This window comes from Rhodococcus sp. ACS1, from assembly GCF_002300155.1.
GTDB classification, from domain to species: domain Bacteria; phylum Actinomycetota; class Actinomycetes; order Mycobacteriales; family Mycobacteriaceae; genus Rhodococcus_F; species Rhodococcus_F koreensis.
The window spans coordinates 177,804-195,956 of sequence record NZ_NSDZ01000001.1 but is presented as its reverse complement, the minus strand read 5'-3'; the positions used below and the strand labels follow the sequence as shown (position 1 = coordinate 195,956).

Sequence of the window (18,153 nt, the reverse complement as noted above, 5' to 3'; positions counted from 1 at the left end):
GGACAAACCCACAGTGTCCACGTATGAGCAGTTCTCCAGCCTGAAGTTCGAGACCAACCACCCCGGCGTGCTCGAGCTCGTCTTCGACGGGCCCAATCTCAACGCCGTGACCGAAGACCAGCACCGCGAACTGGCGCTCATCTGGCAGGTCATCGACCGGGACCCGGCCGTCCGGGTGGTCCTCGTCCGCGGCGTCGGCAGAGCGTTCTCCGCCGGCGGCAGCTTCGACATGGTGGAGGCCCAGATCGCCGACCACCGGGTCAACATGCGCGTCATGCAGGAGGCCCGAGACCTCTACTACAACATCGTCGGCTGCTCGAAGCCCATCGTCTCGGCCATCCACGGACCCGCCGTCGGAGCCGGGCTCGTCATCGCGCTGATGGCCGACATCTCGGTCGCCGCCAAAGACGCCCGCATCATCGACGGCCACACCCGACTCGGTGTCGCCGCCGGTGACCACGCCGCCGCCGTCTGGCCGCTCCTGTGCGGCATCGCGAAATCGAAGTACCTCCTGATGACCTGCCGGGAAGTCTCCGGCGAAGACGCCGAACGCGCGGGACTGGTCTCCCTCACCGTCGACAAAGAGGAGCTGCTCGACACCGCCACGGCCATCGCCAAAGACCTCGCGGACGGTGCGCAGGACGCCATCCGATGGACCAAACAGGCGATCAACGGCTGGTACCGCCAGGCCGGCCCGATCTTCGACGCCTCCCTCGGCCTCGAGTTCCTCGCCTTCAACGGCCCCGACGTCGCCGAAGGCGTTGCCTCCCATCGCGAACGCCGTGCGCCGAACTTCACCCCGAATGCATCCCATGAACTCGCCTGAGGCGGTATTGCCCGACGTCCTGACCGCCGTCGTCGGCGGAAAGTGGACGGCGGCGGCAGCCGACGCGACGATCCACGACGTACACGACCCGGCCACCGAACAGGTCATCGCACGGTTCGCGCAGACCACGCCGGATCAGGTCGACGAGGCCGTCCGCAACGCCCACGACGCGTGGCGAGGCTGGGCCGCGACCGCGCCCGTCGAACGTGGACGCGTGCTCGCTCGACTCGCCGAAACCGTCCGCGCCCATGCGGACACGCTGGCCACCCTCGAATCCGCCGACACCGGAAAGCCCATCTCCCAGGCGCGCGGCGACATCGCCGTCACCGCGCGCTACCTCGAGTACTACGCCGGCGCCTGTGACAAATTCGGCGGCGACACCATCCCGCAGGCGACGGACACCTTCGCCTACACCGTCCGCGAGCCGTACGGCGTCGTCGCGCACATCACCCCCTGGAACGCCCCGCTCAGTCAGATGATGCGCGGTGTCGCACCGTGCCTGGCCGCCGGAAACACGGTGGTCGTCAAGCCGTCCGAGCTGACACCGCTGACGACCGGTCTCGTCGCGATCCTCATGGTCGCGGCGGGTCTTCCGGCCGGGGTGTGCAACATCGTCCTCGGCGACGGACCCACCGTCGGCGGCGCCCTGGTCGGACACGAACTGGTCCGGCACATCGCGTTCACCGGATCGGTGGCATCGGGGCAGAGCGTGGGACGTGTGGCGGCCGAACGAATCGTCGGCGCTCACCTCGAACTCGGTGGAAAATCGCCGACGATCGTCTGCGCCGATGCCGACCTCGGACGTGCGGCGCAGGCCGGAGCCCTTGCCGTCATTCGGAACTCGGGCCAATCCTGTTTCGCCACCACCCGGCTGTTCGTCCATCGCACGGTCCACGACGAGTTCGTCGAACGGGTCGCCGCGAAGATGCACGGGTTGTCCGTCGGCCGAGGTGCCGACGACCCGGATCTCGGACCGCTCGTGTCGGCCGCGCAACGCGACAGGGTTATCGGGATGGTCGAACAGGCGCGGGCGGACGGCGCGCAGGTAATTACCGGCGGCCACCCTCCCGCCGACCGGGACACGGGATTCTTCGTGATGCCGACCCTCGTCGCGTCCGTGACGAACGACATGGCCATCGCCCGGCAGGAAGTGTTCGGCCCGGTGCAGTCCGTCATCGCGTTCGACGATCTCGACGAGGCGATCGCGCAGGCGAACGACACACCGTACGGCCTGTCGGCGGGTGTCTTCACGTCCGACATCGGCCGGGCACATCGAGTGGCCCGGGAACTGCAGGCCGGCCAGGTGCAGATCAACCGCTATGCCGGGGCGGGCGTCGAGATCCCGTTCGGCGGATACAAAGCCAGCGGCATCGGCCGGGAGAAGGGCGCCGAGGCACTGCTCGGCTACACGCAGGTCAAGAGCGTGATCGTCGCGCTCGACTGAGCGGCGAGACGCGACGAAAAGATCGTAGGAAGGAAAACCCACATGAGCAGCAAGCGCACTCTCGGATTCGTCGGACTCGGCGTCATGGGAGGCCCGATGAGCATCAACTTGGTGACCCGATCAGGCCACGAGATGATCGCCTTCGATCTGAGCACCGAGTCGCTGGACCGAGTGGTCGACGCCGGCGCCAAGCGGGGTGCGAGCGTGGTCGACGTCGCGGAACAGGCCGACGTCGTCTTCCTCTCGCTCCCCAGCATCGTCCAGGTGGAGGCGGTCGCGGCAGAGCTCGTGTCCGCGACCAACCCGCCGAAGATCATCGTCGACATGAGCACGAGCGATGTGACCCGGACGCGTGCGCTCGGGGCGCTTCTGGCCAAGAACGGTGTCGAACTGGTCGACGCGCCGGTGGCGCGGTTGCGGCAGGCCGCCAAGGACGGCACCCTGCTCATCACCGTCGGTGCCACACCCGAGCGGTTCACCGACCTGCAACCGTTGTTGTCCTGCATGGGATCCGACATCGTCCACGCGGGCGCGCTCGGTAGCGGTCAGGTCATCAAGATCCTCAACAACATGGTGGTCTTCCAGACCATCAACGCGCTGGCGGAGGCCCGTGCCATCGGCACCGCGGCGGGAGTGGACCCGAAGTTGCTGTTCGAGACCCTCACCCTCGGATCCGCGGACAGCTTCGTCCTGCGCAAGTCGGCACTTGCGACGCTCGCCGTCGACGAATTCCCGGTCAAGACGTTCCCGACCGTGTACGCCATCAAGGACTTGAATCTGGCGCTCCAGCTCGCCCGCGACGAGGGCGTCCCCACCGCGTCGGCGGATCAGACCATGACACTGCTCGAGGCCACCCGCGACGCCGGCTACAGCGACGAGTACTACCCCGTGATGGTCAAACTCATCGAAGGTGGCACCCGGAAATGAGTCCGATCTTCGACGTCTTTGCGATCCGGCTCGGGCATGTCGACCGGGTCGCCCGGGACAACTTCCTCGGCGACCCGCACCTCTCGGGCGCGATGCGCCTCGACTTCGACATCTGGGTCGTCCGAAACCGGGATCGAATCATCGTGGTGGACACCGGGTTCAGCCCGCAAGCCGGTGAACGCCGCGGACGAGTGTTGGAACGTCGCCCGGCGGACGCGCTGCGCGAGTTGGGAATCGAACCCGGCGAGGTCACCGACATCGTCGTCACACACCTGCACTACGACCACGCCGGCAATCTCGGAGACTTCCCCGACGCTCACATCTGGATCCAAAGCGCCGAGGTCGCGTACGCGACCGGCAACAGCATGCGGCACCGGCAATTATCTCACTTCTTCGACGTGGACGACGTATGCGACATCGTGCGCCGCACCTTCGACGGCCGAGTCCGGCAAATCGACGGCCGCCACGTCCTGGCCGACGGAGTCGAACTGCACCCGGTCGGCGGACACACCCCCGGACTGCAGGTGGTCCGGGTGCGCACCGAACGCGGGTGGGTCGTGCTCGCCTCCGACGCGCTTCACTACTACGCCAACCTCGACCTGAGAAACCCGTTCCCGGCGATCGTGGACGTACCGGCGATGCTCGACGCCTTCGACACCGTCCTGGAACTCGCCGACGGACCAGATCATGTGGTGCCGGGCCACGACCCTGTCGTCATGGAACGGTTCGGCGCGGTCTCCGGCGATCTTCCCGACGGGATGGTCGCCCTGCATCGGCAGCCCGCACCCCGCCCCGCACTCGTACACCACTGACTTACGAACAACACAGGAGATTTCGCCGTGGACTTCCGCCTTCCCGATGACATCGAGGACTTCCGCGCCTCCGTCTCGGCGTTTGCAGCCAAGACGCTCGCGCCGGGTGCCCTCGCCAGGGCGCACGCTCCCGAATTTCCCTGGGACGTGGCCGAACAGATGGGGCAGCAAGGGCTGCTCGGACTGACGATCCCCGAGGACAAGGGCGGACAGGGCGCTTCGCTGCTCGCCGCGGTCGTCGCCATCCAAGCTGTCGCAGCGCACTGCCCGCGATCGGCGGACGTGATCCAGGCCGGCAACTTCGGCGCGATCAGGACCTTCGCCGAGTACGCGACTCCAGAGCATCGTGAAAAGTACCTGCCGAATCTGCTGGCCGGAAGGTCGGTCATCGGACTGAGCATGACCGAGCCCGAGGCAGGCTCCGCGGTGACGGACCTGCAGACAACCGCAGTCCGTAAGGACGACGGGTTCGTCATCAACGGCACCAAGGTGTTCGGAACCCACAGCGCCGAGGCTTCGGTGTACCTGGTGTACGTGCGATTCGGCCCGGGCGTGGGGGGCATCGGCTCGGTGCTCGTCGACGCCGGCACTCCCGGTCTGACCGTGGGAGAGCCGTCCATGTTCATGAACGGTGAGCACTGGTGCCAGCTGTACTTCGAGGACTGCTTCGTGCCGGACTCTCAGGTCCTTCTCGGCGAGGGCGGCTTCAAACGGCAGATCACCGGATTCAACGTCGAGCGGCTCGGGAACGCCTCCCGATCGCTGGCTGTCGGACGCTATGCCTTCGATGCCGCCGTGCGGCATGTCACCGAACGCGAACAGTTCGGGCGCCGGCTCGCAGAGTTTCAGGGACTGCAGTGGATGTTCGCCGAGCGCGCTGTCGCGCTCGAGTCCGCCCAACTGCTCCTGCACCGTGCCGCCGCCGTCGGCGATGGTGAACTTCCGACCGCCTACGACACCGCTGTCGCGAAGTACGCGGCCAACGAGGCCGGATTCGGTGCCGCAGACCTCGCCGTTCAGGCCATGGGTGGTATCGGGTTCAGCGAAGAATCGCTGGTCGAGTACTGCTTCCGGCGTACCCGTGGCTGGAAGATCGCCGGCGGTTCCACCGAGATCCTCAAGAACCGTATCGCCGAGACCGTCTTCGATCGCCGGTTCAGCCAGAGGGCGGGCACGCGATGAGTCCCGACGGCGGCGAACGCCTCTACCGCGCACTGATGCGGCCGCAGACCGTCGCGATCGTCGGAGCCTCGGACGATCCGGCCAAGACCACCTCGCGCCCCCTCCGCAATCTCGCCGACAACAACTGGCCAGGGACCGTGTACGTCGTCAACCCGAACCGCGACACCGTCGGGGGTCGCAGGGCGTACGACAGCCTGGCCGATCTGCCCGCCGTCCCGGACCACGTCTTCGTTCTCACCGGCGCGGATCCGGCGATCGAGGCCGCGCGTGAGTGCTCCCGGATCGGCGTTCCGGTGGTGACGATCATGGCCGACGGTTTCGTGGGTGGTTCGGCGGATGCCCGCCGACGGATGACGTCACTCGAACAGGTCGCTGCGGCCGGGCGGACCCGTGTCCTGGGCCCCAGCAGTCTCGGCGTGGTCAGCACCTCCCAGCGACTCGTCCTGACCGCGAATGCCGCCTTCTCCGAGCCGTTGCCGAGGGATGGGGGCATCTTCGTGGCGTCCCAGTCGGGTAGTGCCATCGGTGCGTTGGCCTCACGCGGCAAGGACGCGGGAATAGCCTTCCACTCCATGGTCTCCACCGGCTCCGAAATCGACCTGTCGTTGGGCGAAGTGTGCCTCGCTGCGGTCGACGACCCCGAGGTGACGAGCTACATCCTCTTCCTCGAGAACCTCAGCCATGCGGGCGATCTCGCCGCGTTCGCGCGGGCGGCCGCCGACCGCGGGAAACCGGTGCTGGCCTACAAGCTCGGGCGCTCGGACGCGGCCGCCGAACTGGCTGTCTCCCACACCGGCGCCCTCGCGGGAGACGATGCCATTGCCGATGCGGCGCTCCGCGATCTCGGCATCACCCGCGTCCACACTTTCGACGCGCTCCTCGAGGCACACCCCCTGGCTCGCCGCGCCCGGACCCTCGGAGCTGCGCGCCCGGCTCCGCGGGTGGCCGTCGTCTCCACCACTGGCGGCGGCGGGGCGATGATGGTCGACTGCCTGGCGATGGCCGGCGCCGAACCGACCCGGCCGAGCGATCAGACCCGAGCCCGGCTCGCCGACGCCGGCATCGAGACAGGTGGTGGCACCCTCGTCGACCTCACATTGGCGGGAACCCGATACGAGGTAATGAAGTCCGCGCTCGACATCCTGCTCACCGCCCCCGAGTTCGATGCCGTCGTGGCGGTCCCGGGTTCGTCTGCCCGCTTCCATCCGGAGCATGCCGTCAAGCCGATCGTCGACGCTGCAGGAGGCGACAAAGCCCTCGTGGCATTCGTCGTACCCTCCGCGCCGGATGCACTTCGCATGCTTCGCGGCGGCGGGATCAGCGCCTTCCGGTCCCCGGAGTCCTGTGCCGACGCGATTGTCTCGGTATTCGCTTCCCGGGCACCCCGGCTGGAGGCATTCTCGCCCCTTCGGGTATCTACGACGACCAGCGTCCTCGATGAGCAATCCTCGTACAGGGTGTTCGCCGACTTGGGAATCCCACACGCTCCGTTCGCGGTGCTCGGCACGGCCGGACCCTTCGGCGAGATCCCGGTGACCACACCGGCCGCGGTGAAGATTCATGCGGCGGGACTGGCTCACAAATCGGACCTCGGTGGTGTCGTTCTCGGAGTCGAGGACACCGCCGGGTTGACGTCCGCCGTCGACACCATCGTCTCGTCGGTGCGGCGGACCGACCCCACCGTGCCGACCGACCAGATTCTCGTGCAGCAGATGGTCCGAGGCCTCGGCGAGGCCCTCATCGGATTCCGGGTCGACCCGGATGTCGGCCCGATCGTGCTTCTCGCCGCGGGAGGAGTGCTGGCCGAACTCCACAAGGACCGCAGCGTTCGTCTCGCTCCCGTCGATCCGGCCACAGCCCAGGAGATGATCGACGAGGTGACCGCGTTTCGTGCACTCGCCGGGTTCCGGGGGCTCCCCAAGGGCGACCTCACGGCGCTGCGTGACGCCGTGGTCGCCGTGTCGCGGGCCGCCGATCTGGTCGACTCAGGCGTGGTCGAACTCGAAGCGAACCCGGTGATGGTGTGTGCCGAAGGACAGGGTGTGTTCGCGGTCGATGCTGTTGTCCGGATCGCACAAACTGATCGTTGCGATTCCACTCGCTCGACCCCCGCCGTCGTTGTGACCGCCGGTACCGTAGGACCGTAGGAGTTCTAATGGACGTCAACCACATCGTGGATTCACCGTTCCGGGCGCTGCCGCGGGGCGACAAGAGCGCCCCCGCGGTGTCGATCGACGGAACACAATGGTGGACCTACGCCGATCTCCGCGCCCGCCGCGATTGCTACGTGACAGTGCTCAGGGAAGCCGGAGTCGTCAAGGGCGACCGGGTCGGAATGATCCTGCTCAACTCCCTCGACTACGTCGCCCTCTACTTCGCGATCGCCCGCATCGGCGCGATCGCGGTCCGCCTGAATTTCCGGCTCGCTCCCGCGGAACTGTCCTTCCTCATCGAGGACTCGGGAAGTGAAGTGGTCTTTTTTCACTCCAGCCGCAGTGACCAGTTGGATCCGGTTCGCGGTGACCTCTCGGTCCGGACCTGGTTCTGCCTCGAGGACGACGACACTCCGGTACCCGACTGGGCAGCAGAGCCCGACCTGACCTCCTCCGATCGCGGTGTCGACGAGCTTCCGCGACCGTCCGGAAGTGATCCGGTCATGATCATGTACACCTCCGGAACGACCGGCAGACCGAAGGGTTCGGTGTGGACACATGACAATGTCATGTGGTTCGCCACCATCCAGGCCATGCAGTGGGGCTTCACCTCCGAGACCGTGACAATGACGACCGGTCCGCTCTATCACGCCGGTGCCTTCGAGTGCTTCACCCTGCCTGCGCTCATGGTTTACGGGAAGGCCGTGATCATGTCCAGCGGAGGGATGTCCGCCGAGCGGATCGCGGGCACGATCGAAACGGCCCAGGTGACCGACGCGCTGCTCTACCCGTTCCTCATCTACGACCTGCTCGCCCTGGGAGCCGAGGGACTCCGCAAGCTGGACACCCTCGGGCTCATCATGTCCGGCGGTGATCCGTTGCAGGCGTGGGCGATCGACGCACTGAGCGAACACCTGCCACACGTGGTCCTCAACAAGGGTTTCGGCCTCACCGAGGGCGGCGGACAGTCCGCAGTCCTCGTGCAGGAGTTCAACCGAAGCCACGCCCATACCGTCGGCCGGCCGCTGCCCCTCACCGAGATCCGGGTGGTGGCTCTCGACGGCACGGACGTCGCTCCCGGCGACGTGGGGGAGATCTGGGTCAGGTCGCCTGCCATTTCCGGGTTGTACTGGAATCGCCCGGAAGCCACCAAGGAGACATTCGTGGACGGCTGGTGCCGTACCGGTGACCTCGGGCAGATCACCGAGGACGGCTTCCTGCTGGTCAGCGGACGCAGCAAGGACATGATCCGCAGCGGCGGTGAGAACATCTATCCCGCGGAGATCGAGGCAGTGCTCGCCCGTCATCCGGGCGTGGCTGCGGTCGCCGTGGTGGGTGTCCCCGACAGCAAGTACCTGGAGGTCGGCTGCGCGGTCATCGTCCCCACCGCGGACTCCGGCCCGGCGGACGAACTCGAGTCATCCATCCGGGACATGGTCGCCGCGCACCTGGCCAAATACAAGTGCCCCCGTCACTACGCGTTCGTCGACGCACTACCCGTCAGCCCCGCCGGAAAGATCCTCAAGCGCGAACTGCGCGACACCTACGCATCCATCGCGGTCTCGGCTTCCTGACATCAGTCCGTTTCACGGAACGTTGCCGGATCTACTGTGCAAGAAAGGTTTTGAAATGCACTTCGGAGACATTGAAGTCCTGCCCGTTCTCGACGGGATAGGCCGGGAGGATCCGAACCACATCCTCACCAGGCCGGGCGTCGACGACCCCTGGTCGACCAAGGCGGAAGCCCTCGATGAGCAGGGTATTCTCGACTTCGACATCGGCGGCTTCCTCATCCGAACCGCCGATCGCATCGTTGTCGTCGACACCGGTGTGGGCACCATCGATGACAAGTTGCTCGGGCACGGAGGCAGGTACACCGGCGGCAAGTTCCTCGACTCGCTGCGCGCTCACGGTGTGGCGCCGGAAGAGGTGACGGACGTGCTGCTCACGCACCTGCACTTCGATCACGTGGGGTGGACGACCCAGAAGGGGAAGGTCGTCTTCCCCGGCGCCACCTACCGTGCGCATCGCCTCGACTGGGAGCACTTCGTCGACGCTCCGGATGCCAGCCCCGGTGCCGTGCGCAAACTCTCGCCCATCACCGAGCAACTCGAGCTGTTCGACGGGGACGTCACCGTGGTCCCCGGGGTGGACGCCCTGCACAGTCCCGGGCACACTCCCGGGTCGACCGTGTTCGTCGTCTCGGGTGAAGGCCGGCGGGGGTATCTGCTGGGCGACGTCGTACATTCGACCGTCGAGCTCGAGGAACCGGACTGGCGGGCCATCTTCGACGAGGACCCCGAGCTCGCCTCGCAGACCCGTAACCGGCTCGCCGACGAGCTCGCTGCCAGCGACGACCTGGTCGCCGGAGCACACTTCCCCGGCCTCAATTTCGGGCGCATGGTGCTGACCGACGGTCAGCGCCGATTCTGCGCCCTCTGAGGGCTCGATGTCATGATCTTCAGAAAGCGTTGAAAGGACCACGATGGTCACCTATGGGGAGCAACTCACCATCGGGCAGATCCCACACCTGCACGCCCAGTCGCACCTGCTCCGCCACAAGATCGCGATCGTCGAAGGCGACACCCGTCTCACCTGGGTGGACGTGAGCGAGCGTACGGCAAGACTGGCCAACGGGTTGGCGAGATTGGGCGTACACAAGGGAACCAAGGTTGCCGTGATCCTCACCAATCGTGCGCAGTACGTGGAGATCGTCTATGCGGTTGCCGGACTGGGCGCAGCGGTCGTACCGATCAGCTATCGGTTCACGCCGGGGGAGATCGAGTACGCGATCCACCACAGTGACGCCGAGGTGGTCATCGTGGACGGACACCTCACCGGCACGTTCGCCGCAGCCCACGAGACTCTGCCGCACATTCCCGCCGATCACGTGCTCGTCGTGGCCGGCGAGGACGAGTCATCCGGTTACCTCGACTACGAGACAGTGCTCACCGATTCGTCGACGGATGTCGAATACCTGAACATGGACGAATGGGACGTTTATCACCTGGCATTCACCGGAGGCACCAGCGGTGCTCCCAAGGTCTGTGAGATCCCGCAGCGGATCGCACGGCAGGGGTGGTACGACATCACCGTCGAGGTCGGCAACCGCGCGAACGACGTCACCGTCCTCGCCGGTCCCTTCTACCACGGCCTCGGGTTCACCTGGGGGCTCCAGCAACTGATGGTCGGCGGAACCGTGGTGATGCTCCGGGAATTCGACGCACGCGAAATCCTGCAGACCATCGAACGTGAACGGGTGTCGTTCATCCCCATGGTCCCGACGATGTTCGAGATGCTCCTCGAGGTGCCCGACAAGGCCTCGTACGACATCGGGTCGGTACACCGGCTGATGTCGGCCGGATCGCCGCTGCTCACCGCGACCAAGGAGCGACTGCTGGAGTACTTCCCCGCCGCGGGACTCTACGAGCTCTACGGCTCGACGGAGGCGGGCTTCTTCAGCATCCTCAAGCCGGAAGACCAGCTCCGCAAGGAGCGCTCGGCGGGCCTACCCTATTTCGGATGCGAACTACGGATCCTCGATCCCAACGGTGAGGACGTCCCCGTGGGAACCGTCGGGCAGATCTACAAGCGGGGACCCGGCCTGGGAGTGCGGTACTACAAGAACCCCGAGGCCACCGAGGACCAGTTCCACGGGGACTGGATCTCGAGCGGGGACCTCGGCCGATTCGACGAGGAGGGCTACCTCTACGTGGTCGACCGGGCCAAGGACATGATCATCTCGGGCGGAGTGAACATCTTTCCCACCGAGATCGAGGATGTCCTCGTCAAGCATCCGGACGTCGTCGAAGCCGCCGTCATCGGTCGCCCCGACCCCAAGTGGGGCGAGATCGTCACCGCGTATGTGGTGACCAGAGACCAGCTTCCGATCCCGAAACACGAACTCGATGACCTGTGCCGGGAGAAGCTGGCCGGCTACAAGAGACCGCGCTCGTATCTCGCACTCGACGAACTGCCCAAGAACGCTTCCGGCAAGCTCCTCAAGCGTGTGCTCAAATCGCAGGGGGACACCAGTGAGACGTGATGACGTGCCGGCGGCCGTGGGTGTATCCGGGTACTTCCGTCGATGCCCCGGTGCGGGATTCGAGGAACTGACGCCCTTGCCGGTGGCACTGAGCGGGTGGGGTAGCGAGCACATGCGGGGCAGTGCCGTCACCGGCGCCCTGGCCCGATCGGCGGAAGGCGCCGGCGGGGCGCGTCCGGACCTCCGCCCGGTCAGGTTCACCGCCGATCTTCAGCGGGCGGCGACGATGGCGCCCGTGTCGACGAGATCGACCGTCGTCCGCGAGGGCCGTCGCCTGTTGCTGGTGGACAGCGAATTTCTCCAGAGCGGCCACATCATGGCGCGCGCTCGCACACTGTTCCTGCCTGCGGAACACCGGGAGGTCGCCGATCCGCCCTGGTCGCCGGGCCGGTCCCCAAGCATGCCTCCGACCGACCAGCGGCCGGCCACCGACGAGGGACGTCTGTTCTTCAGTGAGGGTGAGGGATGGAACGCCGATGCGGCCGCTCACCGTAACTCCGCACGAAAACAGCTTTGGTGCCAGCCCATCTCGGTCGTGGAGAGCGAGAGCGTATCGCCGTTCCAGGCCGCCGCCACCGTCGCGGACCTGACCAATCTGGTCACCCACTGGGGTACCGGCGGTGTCCGCCACATCAACGCCGACGTCACGCTCACCCTGGCCAGGTTCCCCGATGGACAGGCCCTGGGCGTATCGGCGACCGGTCGAGTCGGGGCGGGCGCTATTTCGGTAGGTACGGCCGAAATGTACGACCACAGAGGGGTATTCGGTCACACGGTGGTGTCCACGATCCTGCAATCCAGCCGTCCGGTGGAAACCATCACCCAGCTCATGCGGGGCAGCCGGACCGAGGAGTGCGCATGATCGCGTCGAGACGATCGGACATTGCGGGCCTGCAGGTCCACCGCTACAACGAGACCCCGATAATCGCAGTGGACGAGATTCCCTCTCCGACATGTGGTCCTCACGATGTGGTGTTGGCCCCCCGAGCGGCGGCCCTCCATGTCGCTGACCTGCTGATGATGAAGGGTGAATACCAGGTTCGGCCCGAACTTCCCTTCGTCCCGGGAATGGAGGCAGCTGGACTGGTGATCGAGGTGGGCGACCAGGTCAGCCATGTCGCCCGCGGGGACAGGGTGCTCGCCGTGATGACTCACGGAGCGATTGCCGGCGCCGTAGTCGTGCCGGGGGCGCAGGTCGCCAGGATCCCGAATTCGATGACCTACTCCGCGGCCGCGACGTTCGGGATCGCTTACTTCACCGCATACGCAGCGTTGCATTTTCGAGCTGGCTTACGCGCAGGTGAGACGGTTCTGGTCACCGGTGCCCTCGGCGGCGTGGGGCGTGCTGTAGCGCAGCTCGCCAAGGCAACAGGAGCGACCGTCCTGGTTGCCTCCCGTGACCTCGAGGGAGCACGCTCGGAACTGCGCGAGCACATCGACGAGGTGGTCGACGCGGACCCCGACTCCATCGCCCGGGTCGTAAAGAGCAGAACGGGCGGGCGCGGCGCAGACGTGGTGGTCGACGTCGTCGGTGGTCCACTTCTCGGTCAGCTGGTTCGTGCCACGGCATGGGAGGGCCGACTTGTGATCGTCGGCTTCGCCGCCGGCACGCCGGCGCCCATCAAGCCCGGGCACCTGCTCGTAAAGAACATCTCGGTGTCGGGCCTCCAATCGACCGACTACTGGTCCCGGTGTCCCGACAGGGTTCAGGCAGCACTGGTCCGGCTGTTGTCACTGGTGGATGCCGGTGCCCTGCCCGTGCCGGAACCCCACGAGTTCCGCCTCGACGAGATCGACGCTGCGATGCGTGCGGTGACGGAGAGTTCTCGCCGAGGTGTCGTGATCCTGATCGATCAGGACGAGCGAACCAAAGCCGAGTAGACCAAGGCCGAGCAGAGACCGCATTCCCGTCCTGTCGGCCGCACCGCATCGAAAACGACCTCCCCGAATTCCAGCCCGCACCCGGACGCTGAGTCGTCGGCCTACGGCTGTCGGTACGCCGTCGTGGGCGTGTGCCTTGTTCATGTTCAGTACGCGGACTTCATCGGTTCCCAGTGTCCGAGCCGGAGGAGCGCGGTCAGAAGGGCAGGGGAGACGGGATCAGCTCGGATCTGCATCCTTGACGGTAGCAGCGGCGAACCGGGTTCGGCTCCGAAACCGGTCGTCGACCGTCAGATCCTTTATGGGCGATGAAATTCTGGCTATGGCCGTGAATTGTGCACTGTCAGAATATTTCTCGCATCCGTCGAGCGGCGCGATCGTTGCCGTCAGGGCAGGAGGCGGCGTGGGGGACCGAACCGCTGCAGACCCCCGGATGGCGACCAAGAATGAAGCCTTCGTGTTCGCGGCTCACAGGTGCGTGAGCATGGGGAACAGGGCGATCGCGGAGACGGTGGTCCCCGCGGCGCTGGCAACGACGCCCAGCAGGGCCCGCAACGATGCCGCCGCGTGCCACAGGCACGGCGTCTTCGGTATTGCGGAGTTCCTCGAGATCAAGAGTATGCAGCTGTGACAGTAGCCGCCGACTCCATCGGGCAGACGAACATCACGCGCATGGCCGGGACGTGGCTTCTCGTAGATTTCGCCAGGATCGTTGGCCGGGAAGTGGTCACACGCCCACTCGGACACCGTCCCACAGGTCAGTTGACATACCAACCGAATGGTCGAATGTCTGCGCTACTGATGCGAGCCAAACGCCCCTGGCACCAATCCCGCACGTTCTTCGAGGCGAGTGACAATGACCGCAGTGCCGCGGCCCTGGGCTTCACTGGCTACGGCGGCACCTACGACGTCAACGGATCGGTCGTCACCCATCACGTCCAGGTGTCGCTCTACCCAGACCATGTAGGAACCGATCTAGTGCGGTCCATATCCTGGGTCGATGACCGGCTGGTTCTCCGCACTACATCGCAACGCACCCGCTCTGGCCGACAATTTCACGACCACCTCGAATGGCGGCCGGCGTGAAAGCGACCACCTTGGCGGTGTCCTCGGGAAAAACGGATCTCCTGCCCATGGTGCTGAGCCGCAAGGACAGGGTGGCCTCGGGGGTCGTTCAGCTGACACTGACAGACCCCCGAGACGGGCAGGTTCCCGAGTGGTCGCCCGGCGCGCACATCGACCTCGTACTACCGGGCGACTTGATCCGTCAGTACTCACTGTGCGGAGACCCGGCGGACAGGTCAGAGCTCGTCGTCGCCGTGCTCCGCGAGCCCCGTAGCCGCGGTGGGTCGGCGTTCGTCCACGACAGACTGCGCGAAGGTGACGTGATCCCGGTAAGAGGGCCACGAAATGCCTTTCCAACGGTGGGATCCGAACGCTATCTCTTCATCGCCGGCGGAATCGGGATCACCCCAATCGTCCCGATGGCTGTCCGGGCAGCAGAGAAGGGCGCTGACTGGCGGCTTCTGCACGGTGGCCGGAAGCGAGCATCGATGGCCTTCAGCGCTGACCTAGCGGCACGATACCCGGGGCTTGTAGAGATCCGGCCTCAAGACGAGTCAGGTTTGCTGGACCTTCCTGGGCTGTTCGCTGGGCCCGATGAGTCCGCCGCGATCTACTGCTGCGGACCCGAACCACTCATTGCAGCGGTCGAAGAACACGCTGCGTTGTGGCCGGCCTCAACACTTCACGTGGAGCGATTCGCGGGCCGGTCGTGGGTGGGTGAGGACAGACCGTTTGAGCTCCGGCTCGCCCGATCCGGTCGCACAGTCTTGGTCCCGGCCGCAATGAGTGCGCTAGACGCGTTAGCCGGGGCAGGCATCGAGGTTCCAACGTCCTGCCGAGAAGGGGTGTGTGGAACCTGCGAGACAGTCGTTCTCGAAGGTGCACCTGAGCACCGCGATGCTCTCCTCACGGAGGAGGAGCGGGCAGAAGACGTAGTCTTCTTTCCCTGCGTTTCCAGGGCAAAGGGACCCTGTCTCATCGTCGACCTCTAGATCACTCGGAAGTGCCACGTGCCTGCGCTACCGTCGGTCCGCGGTCGGCGCTGATCGATTCACAGCGGCTTGGGTTCGTTCACGATTCCACTGCTTCCCTGAATCCATTTTAGTCTGGCCGTCCAATTCGACTGCAAAGGAAAGTTCACAATGGCAAGCAAGGGCAAGGGAACGGCAGGCCTGACGATTGCGCAACTGCTGTTGCGCACAGCGGTTGGCGGAACGCTTGTTGCCCACGGCATCAAACACGGCCGCACACTCGAGGGAACGGGAAATTGGTTCCGCTCTGTCGGCTTCCAGTCTCCCAAACTACAGGCAAGAGCAAGCTCGCTGATCGAAATTGGTTCCGGCGTCGCGATCGCCGCCGGCGCAGTCGTGCCAGTCGGTGCCGCCGCAGTAGTCGGCACGATGGGAGTGGCAGCTCGATCCGTTCATCTCCCCAATGGCTTTTTCATTACGTCCGAGGGTTGGGAGTACGTAATGAATCTCTCTGTCGCGACAGTCGCACTCGCCGCTCTTGGGGCAGGACCATGCAGTGTCGACCGCCTATTAGGTGTCGATCGCAAACTTACCGGGGTGAAGGCCGCCGGGGTGGCGGCTGGCCTGGGGCTCGTCGGTGCCGCAGCACACCTTGCAGTCTTCTATCGCCGTCCGGCGCCTTCGAGCCCGAAGACATCCCAATGATCGAGCCGAAGCGGGTTGGGCGGTCACCGGCTCGGAAATCGGCCGCCCAATATCCCGGATTTCTTGCGGGGATCTCAATCAAGCGCAGATTGCACTCAGCCCATAGGTGCGTTCGGGAGAGATGATGCATTCCTGAAGTCGGGCCGACTGGAACCTCATAGCGCCTCGGAGCCGGTGCTGGTACCTCCTGTTATCGATTGGGAAGGGGGCAGCGTTTCCGACGCGTGCCCTTCGCGCGACTCCTGGAGAAGCGCAAAGTCGAGAATGTCAGTCTCGTTATGGCTGTTCCACATTTATTCCCTGCCGAAGTCTGCTCACGCTGATTTCTTTCGCAAGTTCTTTGGGACTCGGACCGTCAGCGGCCTGGGCCGCCGATTCGGCGATGGTGCGGTATGCGCTCGCTAAAATGCGTATCTCGTCTTGGGTACAGTTCGATTCAGGGATGACCTGCCACAATCGCTCGATGAACCGGCGCGTTGTCATTCCGAAGCGCACAAGGATTTCCTCCTCGGTAGCGCCACCGAATGGTGCCCACATGATGGCGAACTCGATGAGGCGCTCCACCTCGGTGTCGGGATGGTTGCGTTTTCGGTTGGCTTCGATCCAAGCGGCGTGACGCCTCTGGCGCCATTGGCGATACTCACGAGAGTTCATGGAAATTCACATATCTAGTCGGGACTGGCGGAAGCTTTGGAAGTTTGGGAGCCCGCCGCAGCGGGGAAATACGCGGGGCGCCAGTCGCTCTCGTGCTGACCGTCAAATTCGCCGCGCCACGGCGCACTAGGCGGTGAACCGGCAGTGTCCTCAGCGAGGGCCCCGACGAGGCACGCATCCAGTTCCTGCTGCCGGGCATTGTCACACCGGAGGCAGCGGTCGCCGCCGGACTCTAGAAACAGGTGTGGGGAACCTCCGGCCGATCAGACCGTTCGCAGGTTTCCCGGCATCCTGTAGGCGAGCTACTTCTTACTTGAACTCAGCGGCGATGTCGCGGCCGATGATCTCCTTCATGATCTCGGTGGTGCCCCCGTAGATGGTCTGGATGCGCGAGTCCATGTACGCACGGCCGATTGGGTACTCCATCATGTAGCCGTAGCCGCCGTGCAACTGCACACCACGATCGACCACGCGTTTCTGCAGCTCGCTCGCCCACCACTTGGCCTTGGATGCGTCGACCGCGGTCAGCTCGCCTGCATTGAGCGCGAGCACACAGCGATCGAGGTGGGACTCGGTGATCTCGATCTCGGTGAGCATCTCCGCGAGCACGAAGCGGGTGTTCTGTAGATCGCCGATCGGCTTGCCGAACGCCTTCCGCTCGGATACGTAGCTCTTCGTCCATTCGTAGGCGGCACGGGCCGACGTGATCGCGTTGACGGCGATTCCGATCCGCTCGAGTGGCAGGTTCTCCATGAGGTGGATGAACCCGCGTCCCTCGGTGCCGAGCAGGTTCTCGGCCGGTACACGCGCATCCTCGAACACCAGCTCGGCGGTGTCCTGGGCGGCGAGCCCGACCTTGTGCAGCTTGCGGCCGCGGCTGAAGCCCGGGGTGTCGCGCTCGACGACGATCAGCGAGAAGCCCTTCGAACCGGCATTCGGGTCGGTGCGTACGACGACGATAACGAGGTCGGACAGGATTCCGTTGGTGATGAACGTCTTCTGGCCGTTGATCACCCACTCGTCGCCGTCGCGGACCGCTGTGGCCCTGACACCCTGCAGGTCGGACCCGGCACCCGGCTCGGTCATCGCGATTGCGCCGATCAGCTCGCCGGTGGCCATCCTCGGAAGCCACCGCGACTTCTGCTTGTCGGTGCCCAGATGCATGATGTACGGGATCGTGATGTCGTCCTGGATGCTCAGGCCGGCGCCGTACGACGTGGTGCCGGTGCGAGCGATCTCCTCGGCAACGATGTGCCGGAACCGGTAGTCGGTCACCCCGGATCCGCCGAACTCCTCCGGTACCCCGAGTCCGATGATTCCGGACTCGCCGGCCGCGAGCCACGCCGATCGGTCGATGAGCCGTTCGGCCTCCCACCGTTCGTAATGCGGTTCGATCTCGCGGGCGAGGAACTCGCGCACGGTCTCCCGGTACGCCTCGTGGTCGCTGTCGAAATGGGTGCGCTTCATGACTTCTCCTGAAAGAGGTGT

The 18,153-nt window shown here is 65.4% G+C and carries 17 protein-coding genes; 15 read left to right on the top strand and 2 right to left on the bottom strand.

The features are described 5' to 3' along the window. The first annotated feature begins 13 nt into the window (after positions 1 to 13). The 15 genes from CJ179_RS00935 (at position 14) to CJ179_RS00870 (ending at position 16,011) form a co-directional block, all read left to right on the top strand. Entirely contained in the window at positions 14 to 826 is an 813-nt protein-coding gene (locus CJ179_RS00935) for an enoyl-CoA hydratase/isomerase family protein (RefSeq protein ID WP_095860430.1), read from the top strand. Then, the gene (locus CJ179_RS00930; RefSeq protein WP_095860429.1) at positions 813 to 2,270 is read left to right on the top strand and encodes an aldehyde dehydrogenase; all 1,458 of its coding nucleotides are present in this window, start codon (positions 813 to 815) and stop codon (positions 2,268 to 2,270) included. The genes CJ179_RS00935 and CJ179_RS00930 overlap by 14 nt, the downstream gene beginning before the upstream one ends. Before the next feature lie 42 nt (positions 2,271 to 2,312). Continuing rightward, a complete protein-coding gene (locus CJ179_RS00925; protein WP_095860428.1) occupies positions 2,313 to 3,197 on the top strand; it encodes an NAD(P)-dependent oxidoreductase in 885 nt (294 codons plus the stop codon). After that, a complete protein-coding gene (locus CJ179_RS00920; protein WP_095860427.1) occupies positions 3,194 to 4,009 on the top strand; it encodes an N-acyl homoserine lactonase family protein in 816 nt (271 codons plus the stop codon). The genes CJ179_RS00925 and CJ179_RS00920 overlap by 4 nt, the downstream gene beginning before the upstream one ends. Before the next feature lie 27 nt (positions 4,010 to 4,036). Further along, positions 4,037 to 5,191 (top strand): acyl-CoA dehydrogenase family protein, encoded by a 1,155-nt coding sequence (locus CJ179_RS00915; RefSeq protein WP_095860426.1) that lies wholly within the window; start codon positions 4,037 to 4,039, stop codon positions 5,189 to 5,191. Further along, positions 5,188 to 7,338, top strand: a complete 2,151-nt coding sequence (locus CJ179_RS00910) for an acetate--CoA ligase family protein (RefSeq protein ID WP_143548857.1) — start codon at positions 5,188 to 5,190, stop codon at positions 7,336 to 7,338. Before CJ179_RS00915 ends, CJ179_RS00910 begins: the two co-directional genes overlap by 4 nt. 8 nt (positions 7,339 to 7,346) lie before the next feature. After that, positions 7,347 to 8,918 (top strand): class I adenylate-forming enzyme family protein, encoded by a 1,572-nt coding sequence (locus CJ179_RS00905; RefSeq protein WP_095860425.1) that lies wholly within the window; start codon positions 7,347 to 7,349, stop codon positions 8,916 to 8,918. 55 nt (positions 8,919 to 8,973) lie between these two features. After that, on the top strand, positions 8,974 to 9,786 hold the full coding sequence (locus tag CJ179_RS00900) for an MBL fold metallo-hydrolase (protein WP_095860424.1): 813 nt from the start codon (positions 8,974 to 8,976) through the stop codon (positions 9,784 to 9,786). Between the two features lie 43 nt (positions 9,787 to 9,829). Then, positions 9,830 to 11,389, top strand: coding sequence for a class I adenylate-forming enzyme family protein (locus CJ179_RS00895; protein WP_095860423.1), 1,560 nt, complete (start codon positions 9,830 to 9,832; stop codon positions 11,387 to 11,389). Continuing rightward, a complete protein-coding gene (locus CJ179_RS00890) occupies positions 11,379 to 12,251 on the top strand; it encodes an acyl-CoA thioesterase domain-containing protein (RefSeq protein ID WP_179377482.1) in 873 nt (290 codons plus the stop codon). The genes CJ179_RS00895 and CJ179_RS00890 overlap by 11 nt, the downstream gene beginning before the upstream one ends. Beyond that, entirely contained in the window at positions 12,248 to 13,270 is a 1,023-nt protein-coding gene (locus CJ179_RS00885; RefSeq protein ID WP_095860421.1) for an NADPH:quinone oxidoreductase family protein, read from the top strand. The genes CJ179_RS00890 and CJ179_RS00885 overlap by 4 nt, the downstream gene beginning before the upstream one ends. A 484-nt stretch (positions 13,271 to 13,754) precedes the next feature. Further along, positions 13,755 to 13,901 (top strand): hypothetical protein, encoded by a 147-nt coding sequence (locus CJ179_RS51220; RefSeq protein WP_179377481.1) that lies wholly within the window; start codon positions 13,755 to 13,757, stop codon positions 13,899 to 13,901. A 41-nt stretch (positions 13,902 to 13,942) separates the two neighbouring features. Then, positions 13,943 to 14,356: a lipocalin-like domain-containing protein gene (locus CJ179_RS53935; protein WP_373560128.1), complete on the top strand. Its 414-nt coding sequence runs from the start codon at positions 13,943 to 13,945 to the stop codon at positions 14,354 to 14,356. 47 nt (positions 14,357 to 14,403) lie between these two features. After that, entirely contained in the window at positions 14,404 to 15,327 is a 924-nt protein-coding gene (locus tag CJ179_RS00875) for a PDR/VanB family oxidoreductase (protein ID WP_218834802.1), read from the top strand. A 150-nt stretch (positions 15,328 to 15,477) separates the two neighbouring features. Further along, positions 15,478 to 16,011 (top strand): DoxX family protein, encoded by a 534-nt coding sequence (locus CJ179_RS00870; RefSeq protein WP_095860419.1) that lies wholly within the window; start codon positions 15,478 to 15,480, stop codon positions 16,009 to 16,011. 276 nt (positions 16,012 to 16,287) lie between these two features. Here the strand turns inward: CJ179_RS00870 and CJ179_RS00865 are convergent, their stop codons facing one another. Both CJ179_RS00865 and CJ179_RS00860 read right to left on the bottom strand, forming a co-directional pair. Next, complete coding sequence (locus tag CJ179_RS00865) at positions 16,288 to 16,665, bottom strand: hypothetical protein (RefSeq protein WP_257015217.1); 378 nt, start codon at positions 16,663 to 16,665, stop codon at positions 16,288 to 16,290. Between the two features lie 309 nt (positions 16,666 to 16,974). Continuing rightward, positions 16,975 to 18,132: an acyl-CoA dehydrogenase family protein gene (locus CJ179_RS00860; RefSeq protein WP_095860418.1), complete on the bottom strand. Its 1,158-nt coding sequence runs from the start codon at positions 18,130 to 18,132 to the stop codon at positions 16,975 to 16,977. Positions 18,133 to 18,153: the final 21 nt, after the last annotated feature.